This window comes from Streptomyces sp. NBC_00667, from assembly GCF_036226825.1.
Taxonomy (GTDB): Bacteria; Actinomycetota; Actinomycetes; order Streptomycetales; family Streptomycetaceae; genus Streptomyces.
This window is the reverse complement of record NZ_CP109023.1, coordinates 358,917-380,269: the sequence shown is the minus strand read 5'-3', so window position 1 is coordinate 380,269 and position 21,353 is coordinate 358,917. Positions and strand designations below refer to the sequence as shown.

The 21,353-nt window shown below is 70.0% G+C and carries 20 protein-coding genes; 17 read left to right on the top strand and 3 right to left on the bottom strand.

Annotation, left to right across the window (positions count from 1 at the left end; genetic code table 11):
- Positions 1–336: 336 nt before the first annotated feature.
- On the bottom strand, positions 337–537 hold the full coding sequence (locus OHA81_RS34175) for a hypothetical protein (protein WP_329203267.1): 201 nt from the start codon (positions 535–537) through the stop codon (positions 337–339).
- Between the two features lie 469 nt (positions 538–1,006).
- On the opposite strand from OHA81_RS34175, the gene OHA81_RS34170 reads away from it, so the two are divergent.
- Positions 1,007–1,183, top strand: a complete 177-nt coding sequence (locus OHA81_RS34170) for a hypothetical protein (RefSeq protein ID WP_329203265.1) — start codon at positions 1,007–1,009, stop codon at positions 1,181–1,183.
- 95 nt (positions 1,184–1,278) lie between these two features.
- Positions 1,279–1,776 (top strand): EF-hand domain-containing protein, encoded by a 498-nt coding sequence (locus OHA81_RS34165; protein WP_329203263.1) that lies wholly within the window; start codon positions 1,279–1,281, stop codon positions 1,774–1,776.
- Between the two features lie 509 nt (positions 1,777–2,285).
- Here OHA81_RS34165 and OHA81_RS34160 read toward each other — a convergent pair.
- Positions 2,286–2,753, bottom strand: coding sequence for a hypothetical protein (locus tag OHA81_RS34160; protein WP_329203261.1), 468 nt, complete (start codon positions 2,751–2,753; stop codon positions 2,286–2,288).
- Between the two features lie 346 nt (positions 2,754–3,099).
- Here OHA81_RS34160 and OHA81_RS34155 point away from each other — a divergent pair, with 346 nt between their 5' ends.
- The 15 genes from OHA81_RS34155 (at position 3,100) to OHA81_RS34085 (ending at position 20,492) form a co-directional block, all read left to right on the top strand.
- Complete coding sequence (locus OHA81_RS34155; RefSeq protein ID WP_329203259.1) at positions 3,100–4,545, top strand: FAD-dependent oxidoreductase; 1,446 nt, start codon at positions 3,100–3,102, stop codon at positions 4,543–4,545.
- Positions 4,546–4,738: 193 nt separating this feature from the next.
- Complete coding sequence (locus tag OHA81_RS34150) at positions 4,739–5,446, top strand: hypothetical protein (RefSeq protein WP_329203257.1); 708 nt, start codon at positions 4,739–4,741, stop codon at positions 5,444–5,446.
- Between the two features lie 15 nt (positions 5,447–5,461).
- Positions 5,462–6,037 carry a toxin-antitoxin system, toxin component gene (locus OHA81_RS34145; protein WP_329203255.1) on the top strand — a complete coding sequence of 192 codons (576 nt, stop codon included), beginning with the start codon at positions 5,462–5,464 and terminating at the stop codon, positions 6,035–6,037.
- A gap of 2 nt (positions 6,038–6,039) precedes the next feature.
- Positions 6,040–7,353, top strand: coding sequence for an MAB_1171c family putative transporter (locus OHA81_RS34140; RefSeq protein ID WP_329203253.1), 1,314 nt, complete (start codon positions 6,040–6,042; stop codon positions 7,351–7,353).
- Between the two features lie 97 nt (positions 7,354–7,450).
- A complete protein-coding gene (locus OHA81_RS34135; RefSeq protein WP_329203251.1) occupies positions 7,451–8,632 on the top strand; it encodes an MAB_1171c family putative transporter in 1,182 nt (393 codons plus the stop codon).
- Positions 8,633–8,867: 235 nt separating this feature from the next.
- Entirely contained in the window at positions 8,868–10,130 is a 1,263-nt protein-coding gene (locus OHA81_RS34130; RefSeq protein ID WP_329203248.1) for an NADH:flavin oxidoreductase/NADH oxidase family protein, read from the top strand.
- Positions 10,131–10,239: 109 nt separating this feature from the next.
- A complete protein-coding gene (locus OHA81_RS34125; protein ID WP_329203246.1) occupies positions 10,240–10,653 on the top strand; it encodes a hypothetical protein in 414 nt (137 codons plus the stop codon).
- Positions 10,654–10,787: 134 nt separating this feature from the next.
- Positions 10,788–11,828 (top strand): vWA domain-containing protein, encoded by a 1,041-nt coding sequence (locus OHA81_RS34120; RefSeq protein ID WP_329203244.1) that lies wholly within the window; start codon positions 10,788–10,790, stop codon positions 11,826–11,828.
- 501 nt (positions 11,829–12,329) lie between these two features.
- Positions 12,330–13,193, top strand: coding sequence for a hypothetical protein (locus OHA81_RS34115; protein WP_329203242.1), 864 nt, complete (start codon positions 12,330–12,332; stop codon positions 13,191–13,193).
- A gap of 62 nt (positions 13,194–13,255) precedes the next feature.
- Positions 13,256–14,593 carry an FG-GAP repeat domain-containing protein gene (locus OHA81_RS34110; protein WP_329203240.1) on the top strand — a complete coding sequence of 446 codons (1,338 nt, stop codon included), beginning with the start codon at positions 13,256–13,258 and terminating at the stop codon, positions 14,591–14,593.
- A gap of 136 nt (positions 14,594–14,729) precedes the next feature.
- Positions 14,730–15,905 (top strand): transglycosylase family protein, encoded by a 1,176-nt coding sequence (locus OHA81_RS34105; protein ID WP_329203238.1) that lies wholly within the window; start codon positions 14,730–14,732, stop codon positions 15,903–15,905.
- Positions 15,906–15,961: 56 nt separating this feature from the next.
- Complete coding sequence (locus tag OHA81_RS34100; RefSeq protein WP_329203236.1) at positions 15,962–18,346, top strand: FG-GAP-like repeat-containing protein; 2,385 nt, start codon at positions 15,962–15,964, stop codon at positions 18,344–18,346.
- Positions 18,347–18,473: 127 nt separating this feature from the next.
- Complete coding sequence (locus OHA81_RS34095) at positions 18,474–19,499, top strand: aldo/keto reductase (protein ID WP_329203234.1); 1,026 nt, start codon at positions 18,474–18,476, stop codon at positions 19,497–19,499.
- 1 nt (position 19,500) lies between these two features.
- Positions 19,501–19,980 (top strand): hypothetical protein, encoded by a 480-nt coding sequence (locus tag OHA81_RS34090; RefSeq protein ID WP_329203232.1) that lies wholly within the window; start codon positions 19,501–19,503, stop codon positions 19,978–19,980.
- Between the two features lie 59 nt (positions 19,981–20,039).
- On the top strand, positions 20,040–20,492 hold the full coding sequence (locus OHA81_RS34085; RefSeq protein WP_329203230.1) for a MarR family winged helix-turn-helix transcriptional regulator: 453 nt from the start codon (positions 20,040–20,042) through the stop codon (positions 20,490–20,492).
- Positions 20,493–20,602: 110 nt separating this feature from the next.
- Here the strand turns inward: OHA81_RS34085 and OHA81_RS34080 are convergent, their stop codons facing one another.
- Positions 20,603–21,328: an SDR family oxidoreductase gene (locus tag OHA81_RS34080; protein WP_329203228.1), complete on the bottom strand. Its 726-nt coding sequence runs from the start codon at positions 21,326–21,328 to the stop codon at positions 20,603–20,605.
- Positions 21,329–21,353: the final 25 nt, after the last annotated feature.

Genomic DNA, 21,353 nt, shown 5'->3' with positions numbered 1-21,353 from the left:
CGCGGGGCGGTTGCGGACTGTCCGGCGGACACATCGGGAGCCTGTGCGCGAAGACTCAACACAGGACCGGCGGGAAGCTTGCGACGGCCAGCGTACCGAGGGGCTGGCCGTCGTCTTCTGCACTGGCGCGCGGCCGCTTCCGGAGCTGACTGACCCATCGGAAGGAGGCGATCCCTGCAGCCGTGATCGGACGCCGAAGTCGCGGGAACTCGCCGCGGCGCTGTGAAGCCGTACGCGCTGGGCCCGCCCACCCGCAAGCACCAGAGCCCCCCACCCCCGGCCTTGCGGCTTCGCCTTCAGGCCGAGAGGCCGCTGACGCGGGGTCAGCCGACTGGGTCAGAGGTGGCTGGTCTCGTCGTAGATCCTGAAATGCCACCACCGGCCCCTGCGCCACGCCTGCCGGTGGGCGTACGCGTCCGGGAGCGTCCTGCGCCACAGTTCTTCGTCGAGTCCGGTGAGCAGGAGCGTCAGTTCTCGGCGCGCCACCGGTGGCAGGCACACCACCACGGCTTCCAGGAGATCCCGGGCGACTGCCACGTCCTCTTGCAGCTCGCATCCCTCACAGGTACACCGCGATCTGCGCAGATACAGGTACCTACCCGAGGCGGAGAGAAACCTTCGACAAGAACGCAGGCCGGCCTCGGTGGCTCCGGGCCACAACCCGTTCTCGCCCCAGCGCCGGGTCTCCACTCGATGGATCGCAGACGTGGTCCGCGGGGAGAGAACATCGATGCGCGCCGGCCAGGGAATGGGCTGACGGGGAGCATCCGTCCACCAGGGACTCACCCAGCCGAACTGACACGGCGGTCTCCACTGCTGCATACGCAGCACACTCGGCCGTCTACGCGGCACGAGCCTTTCGGATTGTCAGCATGTCCTGATCATCACACGTGGAACAGTCGCCGTCGATCGGCTGACGGGTACGCACGATCCGGTGGCGCAGCAGTCGTTGCACGAGGCGTTGGATGAGAGGGCGCCCCGCACCTTCTCCCGTTCCTGAGGCGCCATGACCGACTACGTACAGGCCGTCATCGACGTGCTCGGCCACCCGCAGGCCGACGGCGCCACCCCCGCCGCCTGGCAGCGTCTGGAAGGCGAGCTCGGACGGTCGCTGCCTGGCGGCGAGGCGGAAGGGACAGCGGGCGGCGAACCGCGTGACCCTGGAATTGGCGCGAACGGGTGACGGGGTCGCCGTAGTCGGTTGGCGGTGCCGCAGGTAGGACACCGTGGAGGTGACCTGTAGTACCCACACCTTCGAAGGGCAGTTTCATGGACGTCATGACGGCCAGGGAGCACGTCTTCCGCACGCTCGACGCGGACGGCGACGGCGTCATCTCCCGCCAGGAGTACCTCGCCCGTCCGGACCGGGCTGCGGCCGAACTGGGCCGCAGCAGCAACGACCCGCTCGTCGCGTCCGCCCGCGCTCTGCACGAGCGCGTCTTCGCCTCCATGGACGCGAACGGCGACGGGCAGGTCACCTTCGACGAGTACGCGGCGTGGGCGGGTGCCAAGACCTTCGACGACGTCTGCCGAGAGGCACTCGGATCGCTCTTCGACCTCGCCGACGCAGACGGTGACGGCGCCCTGGAGCGGACCGAGTTCTCGCGGCTGCGCGAGGTCCTCGGCAACAACGCCGACAGCGCGGCCATGGCGTTCGACGCCCTGGACACCGACGGCGACGGGCGCATCGACCGGGACGAGTACCTCACCGCCATCCGCGCCTACGTCAGCAGCGGCACGTCCCCCATGTACGACGCCCTGGTCACAGTCGGCTGACGCCCACAGCTGCCCGGGCCTCGGGGGCGGTTGCGGAGGTGCGCCGGCGGGACGAGCCGGCTCGGCGACGGTGGGCGATGTCAGGCCCGTAGAAGGACGGGTTCGGGGTAGGCGGGGCGCATGTTCAGGCATCGGCGTTTTCGTACGGCAGTGGTACTCGTGGTCAGTTGGGTGGCTTTGACGGGAGTCGAACGTTGGGGTGAGCACACGCCGTGGCGGGTGGCTCTGCTCAGCGGGTTGGTGTGGGGGGCCGTGATCACTGGTGCCTGGTGGTTCGCCGAATGGACGCAGATTGGTCACCCACGGTCGACGCGGTCCGGAGGCGGCACGGGTACCGGGAGTCGCGCGCCCGAAGGCAGGGCGGATGACGACCGGGCATCTGCGGGCCGGTACCTGGAAACCTGACGGGGGCACTTGGGGGCGGCTGCCCGGCCGGTACGGGCACGCCGTCCGTGCTTCGGGTGCGGTGGTGCGGGCCGCGGCCCGGTGAGGGGCGGCCCGCAAGCCGGTTACTTGATCTTGTAGGAGCAGCCCTTCTGGTTCGTGACGCCGTCGCTCTCGGCTACCTTCTGGCCGTCGACCTTGATCACACAGGGGGCCTGCTGGAGCTTCCCGTCCGGGCCGGTGATCGTGCCGGGGACGACGTTGACCAGGTAGCCCACCTTCCGCTCCACGGCGCTGACTTCGACGGTGCCCGTCTTGGACCACGGCAGGGTCTGCTGCTCGAAACCGCTGTCGACGCCGCTGTACATGACCAGGGTCGAGCCCGTGCCCCCGACCTCCAGGGTCACCTCGTGCTTCGCGCCGCCGGCCTTGGCCGGCGGCGCGGACGGCTGGGCGGTCGGGGACGCGGCGGGCTTGCCCTCGTTGGCGGGGGCCTTCGGGGTCTTGGGTGCCTCAGAGGTGTCGCTGCCGCAGCCGGAAAGCAGCAGTACCGCCGCCGCGCACGCCGTCATCCCGGCCATCGTCCGTCGCATGTTCCGTGTACCTCATCCTTCGCCTTGCGTGCGTGCTCGTTCGCCGGTCGTCGTTCGTCGTTCGTCGTTCGTCCGGTCACGGGTGATCCCATCACACACCTGTCCGATGGACCTCGTCGGAGTACGCGCGTTGCTGCGTAACGGCGCCGTGGCGCCGCGCTGGTGCGGCCGGTGCCACTGCCTCTGGCGGGCGGCTGCGTGGTCTGCGAAAGTGCCCGGTCAGGACCGGTACGTGGCGGAGCGCGGACCGCGCTTATGGTCTTGATCTCGCCGAACAGTCCCCAAGGCCTCGTCCGGACGCCGTCCGCTCGTGCCGGTAGTCCGCCGTTGGAGAAAGCAGCACTCGATGACAGCGCTCCCTTCGTGCTCCGCCCGCGTGGTCGTCCTCGGTGGTGGTCTGGCCGGCACCCTCGCTGCCGCGGCCCTCGCGCCCCACGTGGGCGAAGTGCTCGTCCTGGAGCACGACCCGGTGCTTCCCGAGGCACCCGCGCCGCGGCCCAGACTCCCCCAGGCCGCCCACGCGCACATACTGTGGGCCGGCGGGGCCGACGCCATGGAGGAGCTGCTTCCGGGGGTGACGGACGAGTGGCTCGCCGCCGGCGCCCACCGGATCCCGATCCCCAAGGGCATGGTGTCCTTCTCGCCGGCGGGCTGGTACCGCCGCTCGTGGCCCGATACCCACTACCTGATCGGGGCCAGCCGGAACCTCATCGACTGGGCCGTACGCAGGCGCGTCCTGCGGTTGCCGAACGTCCGGGTGCGGACCGGCGTCAAGGTCTGCGGTCTGCAAGGGGACGCGGCCCGGGTGGTGGGCGTGGTGGTCCGTGACGCGCGGGACGAGCGGCAGGTCGTCGCGGCGGACCTCGTCGTCGACGCGACGGGCCGCGGTTCGAGGAGCACCCGATGGCTGCGGGAGATAGGCGGACCCGAGGTGCGGGAGACCGTCGTCGATGCGGGAGTCCGCTACGCGAGCCGCAAGTACCGGGCGCCCGAGGGGGCCGAGACCGGCTGGCCGGTGATCCACATCCCCGCCGATCCCCGCGAGGACCGGCCCGGGCTCTTCGCCACGATCATCTCCATCGAGGACGGCCAGTGGCACGTCAGTCTCTCGGGTACCCGCGGGGCCGAGCCCTCGGCGGGTGAGGACCTGTTCGAGGAGTTCGCCCGTCGCGTCCGTCATCCGCTGGTGGCCGAACTCCTCGCGCGCGCCGAACCGGTGAGCGAGGTCTCCGTGTTCACCCGTACCGCGAACAGGAGGCGCCATTTCGAGCAGGCGGCTCTGCCCGAGGGTTTCCTCGTCATGGGGGACGCGGCCACCAGCCTCAATCCCGTCTACGGTCACGGCATGTCCGCGGCGGCCCGCGGTGCGGTCGCGCTGCGGGACACGACGCGGCGCACGTCGGTGCTCTCGCCGGGATTCGCGTCGAAGGCCCAGCGCGCGATCGCCCGGCCGGCGGCGGCGGCCTGGATGCTGGCGGTCGCTCAGGACCGGTTCTACCCCGGCGCGGTGGGCAGGAAGCCGTCGCTGGTGGACCGTCTGGGAGCCCGCTACATCCACCGCCTCAGCCAGACGGCCGTCGGCAACGCCCTGGTCGTCAGGAGACTCACCGACGTCATGACGATGCGCAGACCGGCCCACATCCTGGGGCTCCCCGACGTCCTCCTGGCCGCCGCGCGCGGCTCTCGCATGCCCCCGCTCGACGGGCCGGAGCTGACGCGGAGGGAGCAGGACGTCCTGGACCGGCCGCCCCTGCGGTCGGCCGGGGCGGCCGCCGCCGATCCCGGTACGTAGGCCGTCCCTTCCGGCCGGCCGCGCGCCGACCAGCCGGCGCCCGCCCGCCCGCCCGCCCGCGCGCCCGCGCGCTCGTCCGTGAAACGATCGTTTCGTTGCCTCGACCACCGTTTCCGTGGTCTAGTGATCGGCAGGTCAGGAGCCCACCCTGACCATGTCCTTGTCCTCCCTCCGTGTCCTGATTGGAGGGTCAATGAGCGACGGGTACCAGGACCTCGCCACGACCATCGACACCCTTGTGCACAGAACGGGACTTGACCGGGGGAGCCTGTTCGACCTCAAGAGACTGTCCTTCCACACCTCGCTGCCGGAGGCCGACATCCGCAGGCTCCTGGACGGCGGGGAGCTGGAGGCCGCGGAGGTCGACCACCAGGAGGTGGCGCGCCGGATCCAGTTCCTGATGGACACGCGGCTGTGCCGGGAAGAAGGACCCGGGGGCGCCGTCCGGGAGCGCCCGTACACGGCGCCGGAGATCGCCGCCGGGATCGGCATGACGCCGCAGTGGCTCAACACCCTGCTCAGCCAGCGCAAGCAGAGTTCGCCGAACCTCAAGCACGCCGGGCGGATCGCGCGGTTCTTCAACGTGCCGGTCAACTTCTTCACCGACGAACCGGCGGAGGCGCTGAACCGGGTGCTGCAGAGCGAGGTCCTCCCCCAGCTGAGCGCCCTCATCGGGAACCCGCGCGCGGCCGTCAGGAACCGCTACGCCCTGGAGATCCAGCACCGGCTGGGTGACGTGGTCCTGGAGCCGCCCGTGGAGCGGGCGTTGATGCTCTTCGTCGACGGGATCGCGCGGGAGGAGAGCCCCGCCGGGCGGGCTTCCCACAGAAGAGCGGACTCCGGGAACCACTCCTGCGCAGACGACGCGGGGCGAGTCTCTGCGGGCGCGAAGCACTCCTAGGTCAAAACCGTATAAATGGGGACGTACCACATGGGCAAGAGGAAGATGATCAGGCTGCGGAACGAGATTCTCGCGAACCTCGGCCGCCCGATCCCGTCGGATCCCGACGAACTCTTCGAGGCACTCAGGCAATTCCTGGAGCGACGGTTCAACGAGGACCGCGGGGACGGAGCGTACCGGCCGGTGCAGCTCCTCTTCCGTGAGTTCCCCGAGGACACCGCCAGCGGGCTGACGCTGACCTTCGACGACCGGATGGTCATCGTCGTCGAGCGCCACACGACCACCCTTCACCAGCTGGTGATCTTCGCGCACGAGATGTGGCACGCCCTGATGGGCAAGTGCCTGACCCACGGCGCACAGCCCGACGCGGTGTCCGCGGCCGCCCGCTCCCTGGGGGGCGAACTGGAGCACGCCGACATCCTCGCCCTCGCCGCGCGCACCCATTTCCACACCAAGGAGGAGAACGACGCCGAGGCGTTCGGGCTGCTCCTGGGCAGCAGCTGCCGGGAGATCCTCGAACCGGGCGCCGCCTCCCTTCCGAACACAGGTCTGGCCGGGCGCATCCAGTCCAGCATGGGCCGGGGCTTTTGAGCATGGAGGGGTCGGACTACTACATACCCGCGTTCGCGCTGGCCGTCGCGCTCGTGGTGAAGCTTCCCTCGCTGTGGCACAGCAGACGTTCGCCGATGTCCCAGGCGATCTTCGTCATCATCGCCGCCTCAGCCGGGGGGTTCGCCTTCGCGGCTCCGCCGAGCGTCGAACGCGTCAACCGGCTGACGGGCGTCTCGAACGTCTCGGCCCTGATCGTCTACTGCTTCCTGTCGTGCCTGTCCTGCGCTTCGATGGTGCTGCTCCTGCACTGGCGCGGGGGGCCCGAGGCGAGCGTCCGCCGGCAGACCAGGATGTGGATCGCCGCCACCGCCTGCGTGATCTCGACCTTCTGCGTCCTGTTCGCGCTCAGCGACGTACCCGCGGAGCGGCCTCGCGACCTCGACACCTACTACGCGACCACCCCCTTCATCGGCCAGATGATCGTGTTGTACCTGACCGCTCACGCGGCCACCGCCACGGTCGTGATGACGAAGTGCTGGCGCTGGTCGGCCGAACTCCGGGCGGCGAAGGCAAGCTGGACCCGGTGGGGCCTGCTCACCCTGGTGACGGCCTTCGGCCTCGGCCTGTCCTTCGCCCTGCTCAAGTTCACGGCCGTGGGGGCCCGCTGGGCCGGTACCGACGCGTTGGACGTGCTCAGCACCGACATCGCCCCTCCGCTCGCCGGTTTGGGCGCCTTCATGACCACCGTCGGATTCCTGATCCCGGTCGTCGGGCCGCGACTGGAATCGATGTGGGACGCGTGGCGCGCCTACCGCCTCATGGAGCCGCTGTGGAGCGCTCTGGAACCCTGGGTCGGCGACGGCGCTCCCATGCGGATCGCCAGGACCTCGTCCCTGGAGATGAGGGCCACCCTCAGGGCCACGGAGATCGCGGACCGCCTGCTTAACCTGGCGCCCCACCTCGACGCCAGGCATCGTGCGGCTGCCGAGCGCTATGCGACGGCGCGGGGCCTCGAAGTGGAGGCTGCCCTGATCGTGGCAGAGGCCGCCACGATCAGGGCAGCTCTCGCGTGCACTCCGGCTGCCGGGGCGCCCGCCCCTGCACGGGTCGCCGGTACGCCCGCCCCTGCACGGGTCGCCGGGGCGCCCGCCCGTGCGCTTGCGCCCGCCTCTGCGCCTGCGCGCGCACCGGAGCCCCAGCGCCCCCCGGCGGACGACAACGGGAACGCCCCTGGGCCTGGCCCGCTCCCCATACGGATCTCCGGAACGAACGGGCTCGCGGAGCTCAGCCGCCACTTCTCCAGGATCCACCCGACGGACCTCCTGGTCGACGCCGCCCACTCGGAGAGCAACTGATCATGCACACTCCTCCCCCCGGTGCTCAGGTCAGGGAGATCCACACCCCCGCGCCACGCGTCCCCGCTTTCCGTCACTGCGTGCGCGGTGGCCGCCGGTGAGCGCGGGCACCGCGTTCCTCGGCTCGGCCGGCGTGCTCGTGGTCGTCACGATCATCAAGCTCTGGGCCTTGCGGAAGAACCCCAAGGACCCGATCCTCCGCGCCGTGTGCGGGACGCTGTTCATCGGGGCGCTCCTGTTCGTCACCGCGGCCCCGCCGCACCTGGCGAAGATCAACAGTTGGTTCGGCACACCCAACATCGCAGCGCCGATCGTGTACTGCATCCTCACGGCGTTCGACGCCATCAACATCGTCCTGCTGATCCACTGGCGGGGGAACGAGGACGAGGCGCGCACCCGGCGGCAGACCCGGCTGTGCCTGACCGCCTACCTGGCGGTGATGGCGGCGATCGTGCTCCTCTTCGCCCTGGGCGACGCACCCGTGGAGCGGCTGCGCGACCTGGACACGTACTACGCCAACACGCCCTTCATCCGCGAGATGATCGTGCTCTACCTCGCCGCGCACACGGTCGCGGCAGTCACCATGACGGTGCTGTGCTGGCGGTGGTCACGCCAAGTACCCGGCAGCCTGCGTCTCGGGCTGCTCACCATCGCCGCCGGTTCTTCCTCCGCGTTCCTCTACGACCTGCTGAAGTACACGGCCATCATGGCGCGGTGGGCGGGCGGCAACCTCGACTGGCTGAGCACCCATGCCGCGTTCTCCCTGGCCGGCGTCTCCGCCCTGCTGGTCGCCGCCGGATTCCTCATTCCTCCGATCGGACAGGGGGCCAGTTCCCGTTGGGGGACGTTCCAGCAGTTCCAGCGGCTCAAGCCGCTCTGGCTGGAGATCCGGACGGAGATCCCCCGCACGTGCCCGAAGCCGATGAGCTGGTGGCGGTCGCTGGACCTGCGCCTGATGCAGCGGGAGCGGGACATCCACGACGCCGTGCTGCGGCTCGGCCCCTACTTCGACGCGTCGACCGGCAAGAAGGTCTACGAGGAGGCCCTGGCCGAACACGCCGAACGCCGCAGGGCGCGCGGCGAGGCCGACGCCTCGGTGATCGCCGGAGCCGTCATCGCCAAGGCGACCGCGCGGCCGGCGGTCGACCCGGAGGACAGGTGGATGCTCACCTCCACCGAGGACCCCGAAGACCTCGTCAGGATGTCCGACGCACTGGCCCGCTCCCCGCGGGTCCAGGCGATCCGGCGCTGGGCCGCGCGCGTGGGGTGCCGTACGTGAAGCCCGCAGCGTCGCGAGCAGAAACCTTTCCTCCGTCGGCTTCCGGGAGGCCGGACCCAGTGGGGCCGTAGGGCCTCTGACGAACCGTTTCCCCGCTCACGTCTCCGCTGCTCACGTCTGCACTGTTCTCGTCTGCGCTGCTCACCGCACCACCGATGACATCGCCCCCGCACAGGCGACAGGACCACCGAAACCGACCGCGAGTCGTCAGGGACGAGATCCAGGAGGAACTCCCATGCACCTCTTCACACCTCTTGAACTGCCCAACGGATCCTGGCTGCCGAACCGGGTGGCGAAGGCCGCCATGGAAGAGAGCCTGGCGCACCAGCCCGGACAGCTGCCGGGGCGGAAGATCGAGGAGCTCTACCGCCGCTGGGCCCGCGGCGGGAGCGGCCTCATCATCACGGGCAACGTCATGGTCGACAGACGCGCCCTGACCTCACCGAGAACCATCGTGCTCGACGCCGGGACACCCCTCGAACCGTTCCGCCGCTGGGCCGCGGCCGCCGGATCGGCCGGCGGGCACGTCTGGATGCAGATCAACCACCCCGGGCGCCAGGTCCGCTCCGACCTGCCCGGCGTCGCCTGGGCGCCCTCCGACATAGGCGTCAGCCTGGGCAAGCACACCTCCGCCTTCGCCCGCCCCACGGCGATGGACGAGAGCGACATCGCGGCCACCGTCGCACGCTTCGCCACCACCGCCCGTCTCGCCGAGGAGGCCGGCTTCCACGGCGTCCAGATACACGCCGCCCACGGCTACCTCCTGAGCCAGTTCCTGTCCCCGCTGGCCAACCGGCGCAGCGACCGTTGGGGCGGCAGTCTGGAGAACCGGGCCAGACTCCTCATGGAGACCGTGAAGGCCGTCCGCGCCCAGGTGTCCGAGCACTTCGCCGTCGGCGTCAAGATCAACACGGCCGACTTCCAGCGCGGTGGCTTCGACACGGACGAAGTGGCGCGGGTCCTGGGGTTCATGGACGGCCTCGGCGTGGACCTCGTGGAACTCTCCGGCGGCACCGTCGAGAGCGCGGCGACCATGGGCCGTACCGCCGACGAGACCCTGCTCGACAGGGAGGCGTACTTCCTCTCGCTTGCCGAACGGCTCGTCGAAGCAGCCTCCGTTCCGCTGATGCTGACGGGAGGGATCTGCCGCCGTACGACTGCCGAGCGGGTCCTGGAGCGGGGGTTCGCCGTGGCCGGCGTGGCCACTGCCCTGGCCCTGTGCCCCGACCTGCCGGCCCGGTGGCAGGCGGGCGAGGACGCGCACGTCCCGCCGCCCCGGCTCGGCTGGAAGGACCAGGACCTCGCCAGCGCTGCGGTCCTGGCCATCGTGCGGGCCCACATGAGCCGCGTCGTGAGGGGCGGCGTGCCCCTGCCGAGGCTCCCCTCGTCGTTCGTCCTCGCCCTGGACACGCTGCGCAACCGGGGCAGTGTGCGGGCCTACGGAGCGTGGCTGGCCGCGAATCCGGCACCGGACGCGACACCGGCGGTGCAGGGCTGAGGGGTTGCGGGGTTGAAGGGCTGAGGGGGACGTGGGGTTCCGGGCTACTCAGGCGGAGGTGAGTACATGCGCTCTGCTCTGCTGCCGGGCGGCCGGGGACCCTTGCGCCATGCGCCCGAATCCGCTGAACCCCGCTCCCTTTCTGATGCTGTTCCTCGTCGCGGCCGCGTCGTGGGCCGCCTGGCTGGGCTGGGACCAGCACCGTGACGTGCATCCCGACGGTTCGGTCGCGGGTCCGTACGAGGCATGGCAGGTGGTCGGGCTGGTGCTGACCCTCCTGGTACCGGTGTACTGGGCTGCTTCCCGGCGACACGTCGTGGGCGCGGTGTTCGGCACCACGGCCGGTGTGACCACCGCCGCCTTCTACGACTGGTCGGACGACTCCAGCGGACTCTTCGTCATCGGCGTGGGCCTGGTCATGACCGCGTGCCTCCTGGCCACCTCCGCGCTCTCCGCCGTGGTCGTCGTCCGCAGGGGCGAGGGAGGCTTCCGCGGCGACCGGCCCGGGTCTCCCCGCCCATGACGTGCTCGGCCCGCGGCTGTTCACCAGCCCACCCTCGCGTGCGTCCGAGCCCCTCGGTGACGGCAAGATCGATTGTCAGTGGTGGGTGAGAAGGTAGGAGCATCCAGTCGGGAACGGGAATCGGGGGAGCCGTCATGTCCGGAAGTCAGAATTACATCAATCACGTTGCTCTTGTGTTGGATGCCAGTTCGTCCATGTCGCACCTGAGCCGCAAGGTCATCGATGTCGCGGACCAGCAGATCGCGTATCTGGCTCGCCGGTCGAAGGAACTGGACCAGGAAACCCGTGTCACGGTGTACGTCTTCGCGGACAAGGTGGAGTGCGTCATCTACGACAAGGACGTGCTGCGCATGCCGTCCCTCAAGCAGTTGTACCGTGTCGGCGGAATGACCGCTCTGCTGGCGGCCACACTGAAGTCGCAGCGGGAGCTGGCGCAGACGGCGCAGATCTACGGCGACCACAGCTTCCTGACGTTCGTCCTGACCGACGGCCAGGAGAACGCCAGTCATCGCTGCCCGCAGGCCCCTTCCCGGGATCCGCGTGAGCTCACGCGGGCGGTGGCGGAGTTGGTCGAGACGCAGCAGGACAACTGGACCCTGGCCGTCCTCGTGCCGGACCAGATGGGCAAGCGCGAGGCCATGCAGTGCGGTTTCCCCAAGAACAACATCGCCATTTGGGACGCCACCAGCACACAGGGCCTGGAAGAAGCCGGACAGGTGATCCAGCAGGCGACCGAGAAGTTCATGGTCGGCCGCACCCGGGGAATCCGCGGATCTCGGGCGGTATTCTCCACGGGCGCGGAAACCGTCAACAAGGACACCATCAAGGCAGCCGGTCTCACCCCGGTGGACCCGGCCGGATACCAGCTCGTTCCGGTGGCCCGCGAAGCGGTGATACGGGAATGGATCGTGGAAAGCGGCCACACTTACCGGACCGGTTGTGCTTTCTATCAGCTCAGCAAGTCGGAGAAAGTACAGGCACGAAAGCAGATCGCGGTGCTGGAGAAGAAGACGGACCGGGTGTACACGGGCCCCCAGGCCCGTGCCCTGCTCGGCCTGCCGGACGCGGAAGTGCGGGTCAAGCCCGACCACAACGACGACTTCACCATCTTCGTGCAGAGCACCAGCGTGAACCGGAAGCTGGTGCCGAACACGCGGCTGCTGCTGATGAGCTGACGCCGTGCGAAACCCACCGGCGCAAGTGGCGGGGTGACGGCCGGCCGTCCCTGTCCAGACCGGCCTGGTCGTCACTTCATCCGCCGATATCGACACTCTCAGAGCGAGCGTGCCGCCCCGAACGACGTTCGGGGCGGCACGCTCGCTTGCTTGTTCGTCGACCCCTGCGCCGAGCTGCCCCCGCGGCCTCCGGCCACGTCCGGCTGCACCAGAAGACCGGGGCGCGCTCGGACGCGACCTCCTGCCGGTGCGCTCGTTCCGGCGTCAGTGGACGGAACGGTCCGGGGCCGGTTCCGTCCAGCCGTGAGGCCTTCCACCCGGCTTGAGCTGCGACGAAGCTAGTGATCGCCGACGGGGAACACCCACCACGCCGGCATCCGCCGCGTCCGGCGGTACGACCGCTGCGCCTGCAGGGCAGCTGTCACTTCCGGTCGTTGAGATCAACCCGCCGATCAACCGGCCGCCGTCGTGCCCGCACCGTACCGAAGGACCCACCCTGTCATGTCCACGCCTAATCTCCGCCGTATCCTGCTGATCGCCGCGGTTCCCGTACTCGCCGGCGCTGCCCTGGCCACCGCCCAGTTCACCAGTGCGTTCGCCGCCGACGACCAGCAGGCGGCCTCCCCGCGTACCACCGCACCGGCTGTGGCCGCCCCGGCCGCCGGTACACCGACCGCCGGTACGCCGGCCGCAGGCACGCCGACCGCGTCTGCGACGGCTGCCGGGGCAGCGGCCGCCACCCCCGCCGCCCCCATGACGCCGCCCCCCGCAGCTGCGAAGCCCAAGGCGGCCCCGCCGGCGTCGGGCAAGGCGCCCGCGCCGCTCACCGTCCAGGAACTGCCCAACCAGGCCAAGGCAGCGTGGAAGCCGATCGGCGCACCGAAGAACCGCACGGTCGCCCCCAGCAGCAGCCTCAACGAATGCGCCGCCGTCCAGGGAGCGACCGGCTGGCAGCAGCAGGGCTGGGCGAGCACCGCGAAGACCCCCGCCATCCAGGACACCTTCACCTTCGCCACCCCGGCGGCCGCCGAGCATGCCCGCCAGGCGCTCGATTCCCAGCTCGACGGCTGCCAGGCCACCCTGCGGGATGCACAGACCAAGCAGGGTCTCGCCCCTGACGCCACGTCCGCCCGTACCGCGACCCGTCCGGCGGCCGGCGCCTGGCTGTACCAGTGGACCGCAGTGCCCGGCATGTCGGCGCCCGGCACCCAGGCCCACCACGTCTACCTGGCCCAGGACGGCGCGGTACTCACCGTCCTCCAGTACAGCGACCTCGCCTCGGCCGGACAGGGCAACTCCGCCACGCCCGCCTCCGACGCCGCCCTCCTGACCACGCTCGCCGGAAGCCTCGCCCTCACTCGCTGAGCCCCGACGCCCCCGTCCAGCGCCTCGACTTCCACGCCTCACCCTCGCAAGGAGAAATCACCATGCCCCGTTCCAAGCGCGCTCTCGCCTCCCTCGCGTCCCTGACCGTGCTCGCCGCCGCCGGCGCCGCCGTGACGCTCGCCGCTCCGGCCCAGGCCGCATCCTCCGTGGGTGGCACGATCACCCGGGGCGAGGTCATAGCCCGCGCCCAGAGCTGGGTCGATCAGGGTGTGCCGTACAACCAGGGCGCCTACCACTCGGACTCCAACGGCTCGTACCGGGAGGACTGCTCCGGGTACGTGTCCATGGCCTGGCACCTGAGCTCCAGTCTGACCACGTGGACCCTGCCCGACGTGTCCACCAAGATCAGCTTTTCGCAGCTCAAGCCGGGTGACGCGATGGACTACACCGACGCGCACACCTTCCTCTTCGCCGGCTGGACCAACCAGTCCACGGGTGCCTTCACCTACTACGCCGAGAGCAACCCGAACAACCCGACGCACGGCCCGACCTCGGCGAACATCAACAGCTCGTCGTTGGAGGGCTGGCCGACCAGCTACTACGACGCGCTGCGCTACGACAACATCGTCGACGACGCGGCTCCGGCGCCGGTCATGGCGCGCACCGTGGGCGGCGATTTCAACGGTGACGGCAAGCAGGACATCGCAGGCATCGACGCGGGCAGCAACATGAAGCTGTACACGGGTGACGGCGCGGGCACGGTCTCCGGCGGCAGCGACATGCTCGGCAGCAACGGCCTGTGGAAGGGCTTCAAGGCGATCGCGGCCGGTGACTTCAACGGCGACGGCAAGCAGGACATCGCCGGCATCGACGCCAACGACAACCTCAAGCTGTACACCGGCGACGGTGCCGGTCACCTCGGTGGCGGAAGCAACATGCTCGGCAGCACGGGCCTGTGGAAGGGCTTCAAGGCCATCACCGCCGCCGACTTCAACGGCGACGGCAAGCAGGACATCGCCGGCATCGACGCCAACGACAACCTCAAGCTCTACACCGGCGACGGCGCAGGCGCGGTCGGCGGCGGAAGCAACATGCTCGGCAGCACCGGCCTGTGGAAGGGCTTCAAGGCCATCACCGCCGCCGACTTCAACTCGGACGGCAAGCAGGACATCGCAGGCATCGACGCCAACGACAACCTCAAGCTCTACACCGGCGACGGCGCAGGCGCGGTCGGCGGCGGAAGCAACATGCTCGGCAGCACCGGCCTCTGGAAGGGCTTCCGGTCCCTGCTGGCCGCTGACTTCAACGCGGACGGCAAGCAGGACATCGCCGGCATCGACGCCAACAACAACATGAAGCTGTACGTCGGCAACGGCGCGGGCACCGTCAGCGGCGGCACCAACATGCTCGGCAGCAACGGCCTCTGGTCCGGCTTCTAAGAGCCGGTACCTCTCCCCGCAAGTGGTGCCCGGACCTCATCGAGGTCCGGGCACCGGCCCGGCCATGCCCTCCCCCTGCCCCGTCCTCGAACTGCCCCCGTCCCGAGTCCTTCCGTTTCAGAAACGAGCACATACGATGATCCGCAAGCGCATCCTGTCGGCCACCCTCGTCGGTCTGGTCTCCGCCTCCGCAGTCTGCCTGAACGTCACCACCGCCGGCGCCGCGTCGGTGAGCACCTGGGACAAGGTGGCGAACTGCGAGAGCAGCGGTAACTGGAGCATCAACACCGGGAACGGCTACTACGGCGGCTTGCAGTTCTCCGCTTCGACCTGGAGCGCGTTCGGCGGCGGGGCCTACGCTTCTCGGGCCGACCTGGCCACCAAGCAGCAGCAGATCCTCATAGGCGAGAAGGTCCTCGCGGCCCAGGGCCAGGGGGCCTGGCCCAGCTGCGGTCCGCAGGCGGGTCTGGGCAGCGACCACGCCGTCCCCTACCCGACCGACCCGACGCCCGCTCCGGCGCCGGCCATGGCGCGGGTGGTGGCCGGTGCCTTCAACGGCCCCACGATGGAGATCGCCGGCATCGACGCCAACAACAACATGAAGCTGTACATGACCGACGGACCGGCCATCGTGGGCGACAACGGCAGCGACATGCTGGGCAGCAATGGCCTGTGGAAGGGCTTCAAGGCGATCGCGGCCGGTGACTTCAACGGCGACGGCAAGCGGGACATCGCCGGCATCGATGCCTATGACAACCTCAAGCTGTACACGGGTGACGGTGCCGGTCACCTTGGTGGCGGCAGCGACATGCTCGGCAGCACGGGCCTGTGGAAGGGCTTCAAGGCCATCACCGCCGGTGACTTCAACTCGGACGGCAAGCAGGACATCGCGGGCATCGACGCCAACGACAACCTCAAGCTCTACACGGGCGACGGCGCCGGTCACCTCGGCGGCGGAAGCAACATGCTCGGCAGCACCGGCCTGTGGAAGGGCTTCAAGGCCATCACCGCCGGCGACTTCAACTCGGACGGCAAGCAGGACATCGCAGGCATCGACGCCAACGACAACCTCAAGCTCTACACCGGCGACGGCACGGGCGCCGTCGGCGGCGGCACCGACATGCTCGGCAGCACCGGCCTCTGGAAGGGCTTCCGGTCCCTGGTGGCGGGCAACTTCGGCCTGCACGGCAAGGTGGACATCGCCGGCATCGACGCCAACAACAACATGATGGTTTACGCCGGCGACGGTGCCGGCCATGTCAGCGGCGGCATCAACATGATGCAGACCAATGGCGCGTGGGCCGGTTTCTAGAGCCCGGCCGCGTCCCTCCTCCCGTCCCCTCCCCTCCCCTCAGCAAGGTGTCCGTCATGCGGAAGAAGCCCAGCGGCCGCGCACTGGCCCGAGGCACACTCGCGCTGTCCCTCGCCATCTCCGCCGCCCTCGCCTCCGGCGGGTTCGCCACAGCGGCGGCGATGCGGCCCTCGGACGGCTCAGCCGCGCAAGCCGACCTGGTCGGGAGCGGAGTCCAGCTCGCCAAAGCTCCCCGCGAGCACCAGCTCTTCCCTCGCGACCCGGCCACGAACAACGCCGTCGTCACCATCGCCGGCAGTGTCGTACAGGCCGGTGCCACCTCGATGCGGCTGGACATCGCCCGGGACGGGCAGGCCCTGTCGAGCAGCAGTGTCCCGGTGCAGGGGGCAGGATCGGGGTTCACCTTCGCGCCCCGGATCCAGGCGGGGCTGAACAGCTACTCCTTCCGTCTCTACTCCGTCTCCGGTTCCTCCGCCACGCTCCAGGGGACGTGGAGCGACATCGTGGCGGGCGACGTGTTCATCGTGAGCGGGCAATCGAATGCCGCCGCCCGCCAGCACTTCCCGTCGAATCCCGGCAACCCGTCCGACACGTCCAACTCCAGCGGCGCGGACCGGTCGCCCTGGGTGCGCACGTTCGGATCGTCCACGGCCGATCCCACGACCGCCGGCCAGGACGACACCTGGCAGGTCGCGGACGGCGACTCGTACCAGGTGTCGGGAGCGGTCGGTCAGTACGCGCTCCGCCTGGGCCGCCAGGAGGTGAACACGTACGGCATCCCCGTCGCCCTCTTGCAGGGCGGTCACGAAGGCCGACCCGTCACCTTCTTCCAGCGCAACGACGCGAGCCCCGCAGACCCCGGGACGAACTACGGACGCCTGCTCGGGCGGGCCCAGCGGGCGGGGGTACAGGGTCAGGTCCGCGGCATCTTCTGGTACCAGGGGGAGTCCGACAACAACGACGTCGCGAGCCAGACCTCGGGTTTCGCCTCCCTCCTGGACGACTGGAGGACCGACTACCCGGGCGTGGAGCACGTCTACGCCCACCAGATCCGCAACGGCTGTCTCGACGCCGCCGGCGCACCGCAGAACTCGTACGAGGAGCGCGAGGCGCAGCGGCGGTACGCCTCCCTCCCGGGCGTCACCGTCCTGTCCACCACCGGCATCGACGGGCAGGGTCCCGACAACTGCCACTACTACTACGCCGGCGGGTACCGCGATCTCGCCGACCGCGACTTCCTCTCCATGGCCCGCGACTACTACGGCGGCAGCGCCGCGGCGAGCACCGCTCCCGACCCGCAGCGGGCGTGGTTCTCCAAGGCCGACCACACCGAGATCACCATCGCCCTGCGCACTGCCGGTGACGCGCTGGTCGCCGGGTGCGGCCCCGTGAGCGACTTCGTCGTCAACGGAAGCCCGGTGTCGGTGGCGTCGATGTCCGTCAGGCCCGGGTTCATCCACCTGCGTCTGACGGGCCCGGCTACCGGGGCCACGGGCGTCGGCTACGTCGGCCACGACGGAGCCGGCCCCTGGATCACGAACAGCAACGGCATCGGCCTGTTGGCCTTCTACAACCTGCCGCTCTCCGCGGATCAGGCCGGGACCTTCCCGACGCCGCTCGCCAACTGCCCGCCTCCCGCTCCGGCGCCGGTCATGGCGCGGACCGTGGGCGGCGATTTCAACGGTGACGGCAAGCAGGACATCGCAGGCATCGACGCGAACAGCAACATGAAGCTGTACACGGGTGACGGCGCGGGCACGGTCTCCGGCGGCAGCGACATGCTCGGCAGCACCGGGCTGTGGAGGGGCTTCAAGGCGATCACCGCCGGTGACTTCAACGGCGACGGCAAGCAGGACATCGCCGGGATCGACGCCAACGACAACCTCAAGCTCTACACCGGCGACGGCGCCGGTCACCTCGGTGGCGGAAGCAACATGCTCGGCAGCACCGGCCTCTGGAAGAACTTCAAGGCCATCACCGCCGCCGACTTCAACGGCGACGGCAAGCAGGACATCGCCGGCATCGACGCGGGCAGCAACATGAAGCTCTACACGGGTGACGGCTCGGGCGCGGTGGGCGGCGGCAGCGACATGCTCGGCAGCACCGGCCTCTGGAGGGGCTTCAAGGCCATCACGTCGGGCGACTTCAACGGCGATGGCAAGAGCGACATCGCGGGAATCGACGCCAACGACAACCTCAAGCTGTACACCGGCGACGGCGCGGGCACCGTCGGCGGCGGCAGCGACATGCTCGGCAGCACCGGCCTGTGGAAGGGCTTCCGGTCCCTGCTGGCCGCCGACTTCAACGGCGACGGCAAGCGGGACATCGCCGGCATCGACGCCAACAACAACATGAAGCTGTACACCGGTGACGGGGCCGGTCGGGTCGGTGGGGGGAGCGACATGGTCGGGGGCGGCAGGGGGGTTTGGGGCGGGTTCTGATCGGGGTGGGCCGGGGATGTAAGGCGACGGCGGGGCATCTGGACTCTTGTGAGTATAAGATGTCGTATGGTCTGCCGCCGCCGGCGTGGGTGGGGCGTGGGCTGTCACACCGACGGAAGGGGAAGCTGTGCGCACGACCACTCTCGGACGTACCGGTATCACGGTCAGCCGGATCGCTCTGGGCACGATGATGCTCGGGGCTTGGGGGAACCGGGATCACGAGGACGGCGAACGGCTGGTCCGTACCGCCCTGGATGCCGGGGTCAACCTCGTCGACACCGCGGACATGTACTCGGCCGGCGAGTCGGAGCGCATCGTCGGCAAGGCCCTCAAGGGGCGGCGGGACGAGGTCGTTCTCGCGACCAAGGTGCACTTCCCGATGGGCGGGGGCGGGAACCGGCAGGGCAACTCGCGGCGCTGGATCCGGCAGGCCGTCGAGGGGAGCCTGCGGCGCCTGGACACGGACCGCATCGACTTGTACCAGGTCCACCGGCCGGATCCCTCGACGGACATCGACGAGACGCTCTCGGTCCTGTCCGACCTGGTGAGGGAGGGGAAGGTGCTGGCCATCGGGAGCTCGGACTTCCCGGCGGAGCAGATGGTGGAGGCCCGCTGGACGGCCGAGCGGCGCGGGCACGTGCCGTTCCACACCGAGCAGCCGCCGTACTCCGTCTTCATGCGGGGCGTGGAGCGTTCGGTGCTGCCGACGGCGCAGAAGTACGGCGTCGGCGTCCTCACGTGGAGTCCGCTGGCCAGCGGCTGGCTCACCGGCAAGTACCGTCGCGGTGGGCCGCTGGAGCTCAACGACTTCCGGCGTGATCTCATCCCGCACAAGTTCGACCAGAGCCTGCCCGGCAATGCCCGTAAGTACGAGGTGGTCGAGGATCTGCTGCGCCTCGCCTCGGACGCGGGACTGTCCCTCACGCACCTCGCGCTGGCCTTCGTCCTGAGCCATCCGGCCGTCGACAGCGCCCTCATCGGCCCGCGCACCACGGACCAGCTGGCGGATCTGCTGGCCGCCGCCGATGTGGAACTGGACGACGCGGTGCTGGACCGGATCGACGAGCTGGTCCCTCCGGGCACCGACCTCAATCCCGCGGACGCGGACTACACACCGCCGCAGCTGGCGGACGCGTCGCTGCGCAGGCGCTGACGTGTACGCCGAGAGTGCGCCGGCGACGCCGTACGGGGCGCGGGCCGCGGTGCTGGAGGGCTGCGTCGTGTGCGGGGTGTGCGGTGAGCCCTGCCTCTACGCGCCGGCCGGGTCCGGCGCCTACCGGTGCGGCTCGGGGTGTCAGCCCGCCGCCCCGGCCGCCGAGCTGGAGCAGCGGGTCGGGCGGGCGGTGATGGAGCGCCTGTACAGCCCCGGTGGGCTCGTGCGCATGGCCGCCGCGCAGGAACTGCTGCACGGGCTGGGGATCGAGCTGGCGTACCCGGTGCCGGTGTCGGCGCGGCACGCCGTGCACCAGTGGTCGTACGACTTCGACCAGGACACGCGCCGCTCGACGGTGAGTGACGCGCTGCTGGCCGTGGTTATGGGTCCCCCGCCGCAGGGGGACGGGGGTGAGGACGTACGGCTCTTCTTCGCCTGGCGCCACCCCCGCACCGCCCCGCACGGCCCCGGAGCCATCTGATGTCAGATCATGTGCAGGGGTCGTGCGGTGGTAAGAGATATGCGGGTAACCTTCACGTCATGGCGTCATCGGCGATGGAAGAGCGCATCGGGGAGCACATCAAGCGGGTGGAGCAGGAGCTCACGTCCGCCAAGCATGCTGCCCTGAGGCCGTTCAAGCTCAGTGTTCCGCAGTACAACGTGCTGCTGGCCCTGCAGCAGCAGCCGGGGCTGTCCGGCGCGGCGCTCGCGCGCCGCGGCATGGTCACACCGCAGACGATGTCGTCGGTGCTGGCCACCTTGGAGGGCCGGGGCCTGGTGGAGCGCCGCCCGCACCCGATCCACCAGCACATCCTGGAGGGCCGCCTCACCCGCACCGGGGGAGCCCTGATCCGGCGCGCCGACGAGGCCGTACGGGAGGTCGAAGCCGTCCTGAGCGCCTGCTTCGAGGCGGACGCGGCCAAGGAGTTCCTGGCGCGGCTGGAGACGTGCTCGAAGGCGCTGGCGGGCTACAAGCCGGCCGAGGGGAAGTAGCCGCCTCGACGCGAAGCCCCGGCGGGGCGGGCTCCGGGCCCGCCCCGCCGGGGCTTCGCGTCAGCATCTTGGGGAGCTGCCAGTCTTCGGGAGCTGCCGGCCTTCTTGAGCTACCAGGCGACGGGGCCCTCGTCGTCGAAGAAGCCGCCGGTGGGGCCGTTCTCGTCGAGGGTGGCCAGGCGGACGACGATGCGGGCTCCTTCCTCGACGGTGCGGGTGCCCTGGTGGCCGTTGAGGTCGGTGGCGACGTACCCCGGTGTGGCGGAATTGATCTTGAGGGGGGTGCCGGCGAACTCACGCGCGTAGTGCAGGGTGAGTGAGTTGAGCGCCGCCTTGGAGGAGTTGTAGGCGAGCAGCTGCCGGTGCGGTGACGACAGGTCCGCGGCCTTGGCCAGCGAGCCGAGGCGGCTGGAGAGGTTGACCACGCGGCCCGCGGGCGACCTGCGCAGCAGCGGCAGCATGGCGTGGGTGGTGGCGATGACGCCGAAGACGTTCGTCGCGTAGACGTCGCGGGCGAGGCTTGCCGTGGTGGCGCTGGGATCGACGTCGTCCTCGACGATCCCGGCGTTGTTGACCAGGACGTCCAGCCGTCCGAAGTCCTCCTCGACGGCGGTGGCGGCCGCCCGGACGGTGGCTTCGTCGGTGACGTCGAGGTGCACGGGGCGCGCGTCGATGCCGCCGCTGCGCAGTTCGTCGGCCGTTGCCCGGCCGCGGGCCGCGTCACGGGCGCCGACCAGCACGGTCATGCCCATCTGCCCCAGCTGGCGTGCGGTTTCCCGGCCCAGGCCCTTGTTGGCACCGGTGATCAGGGCGTACCGGCGGTCCGGCTTCGTCATGGGGGTCCTTCCTGTTCCTGTTCCT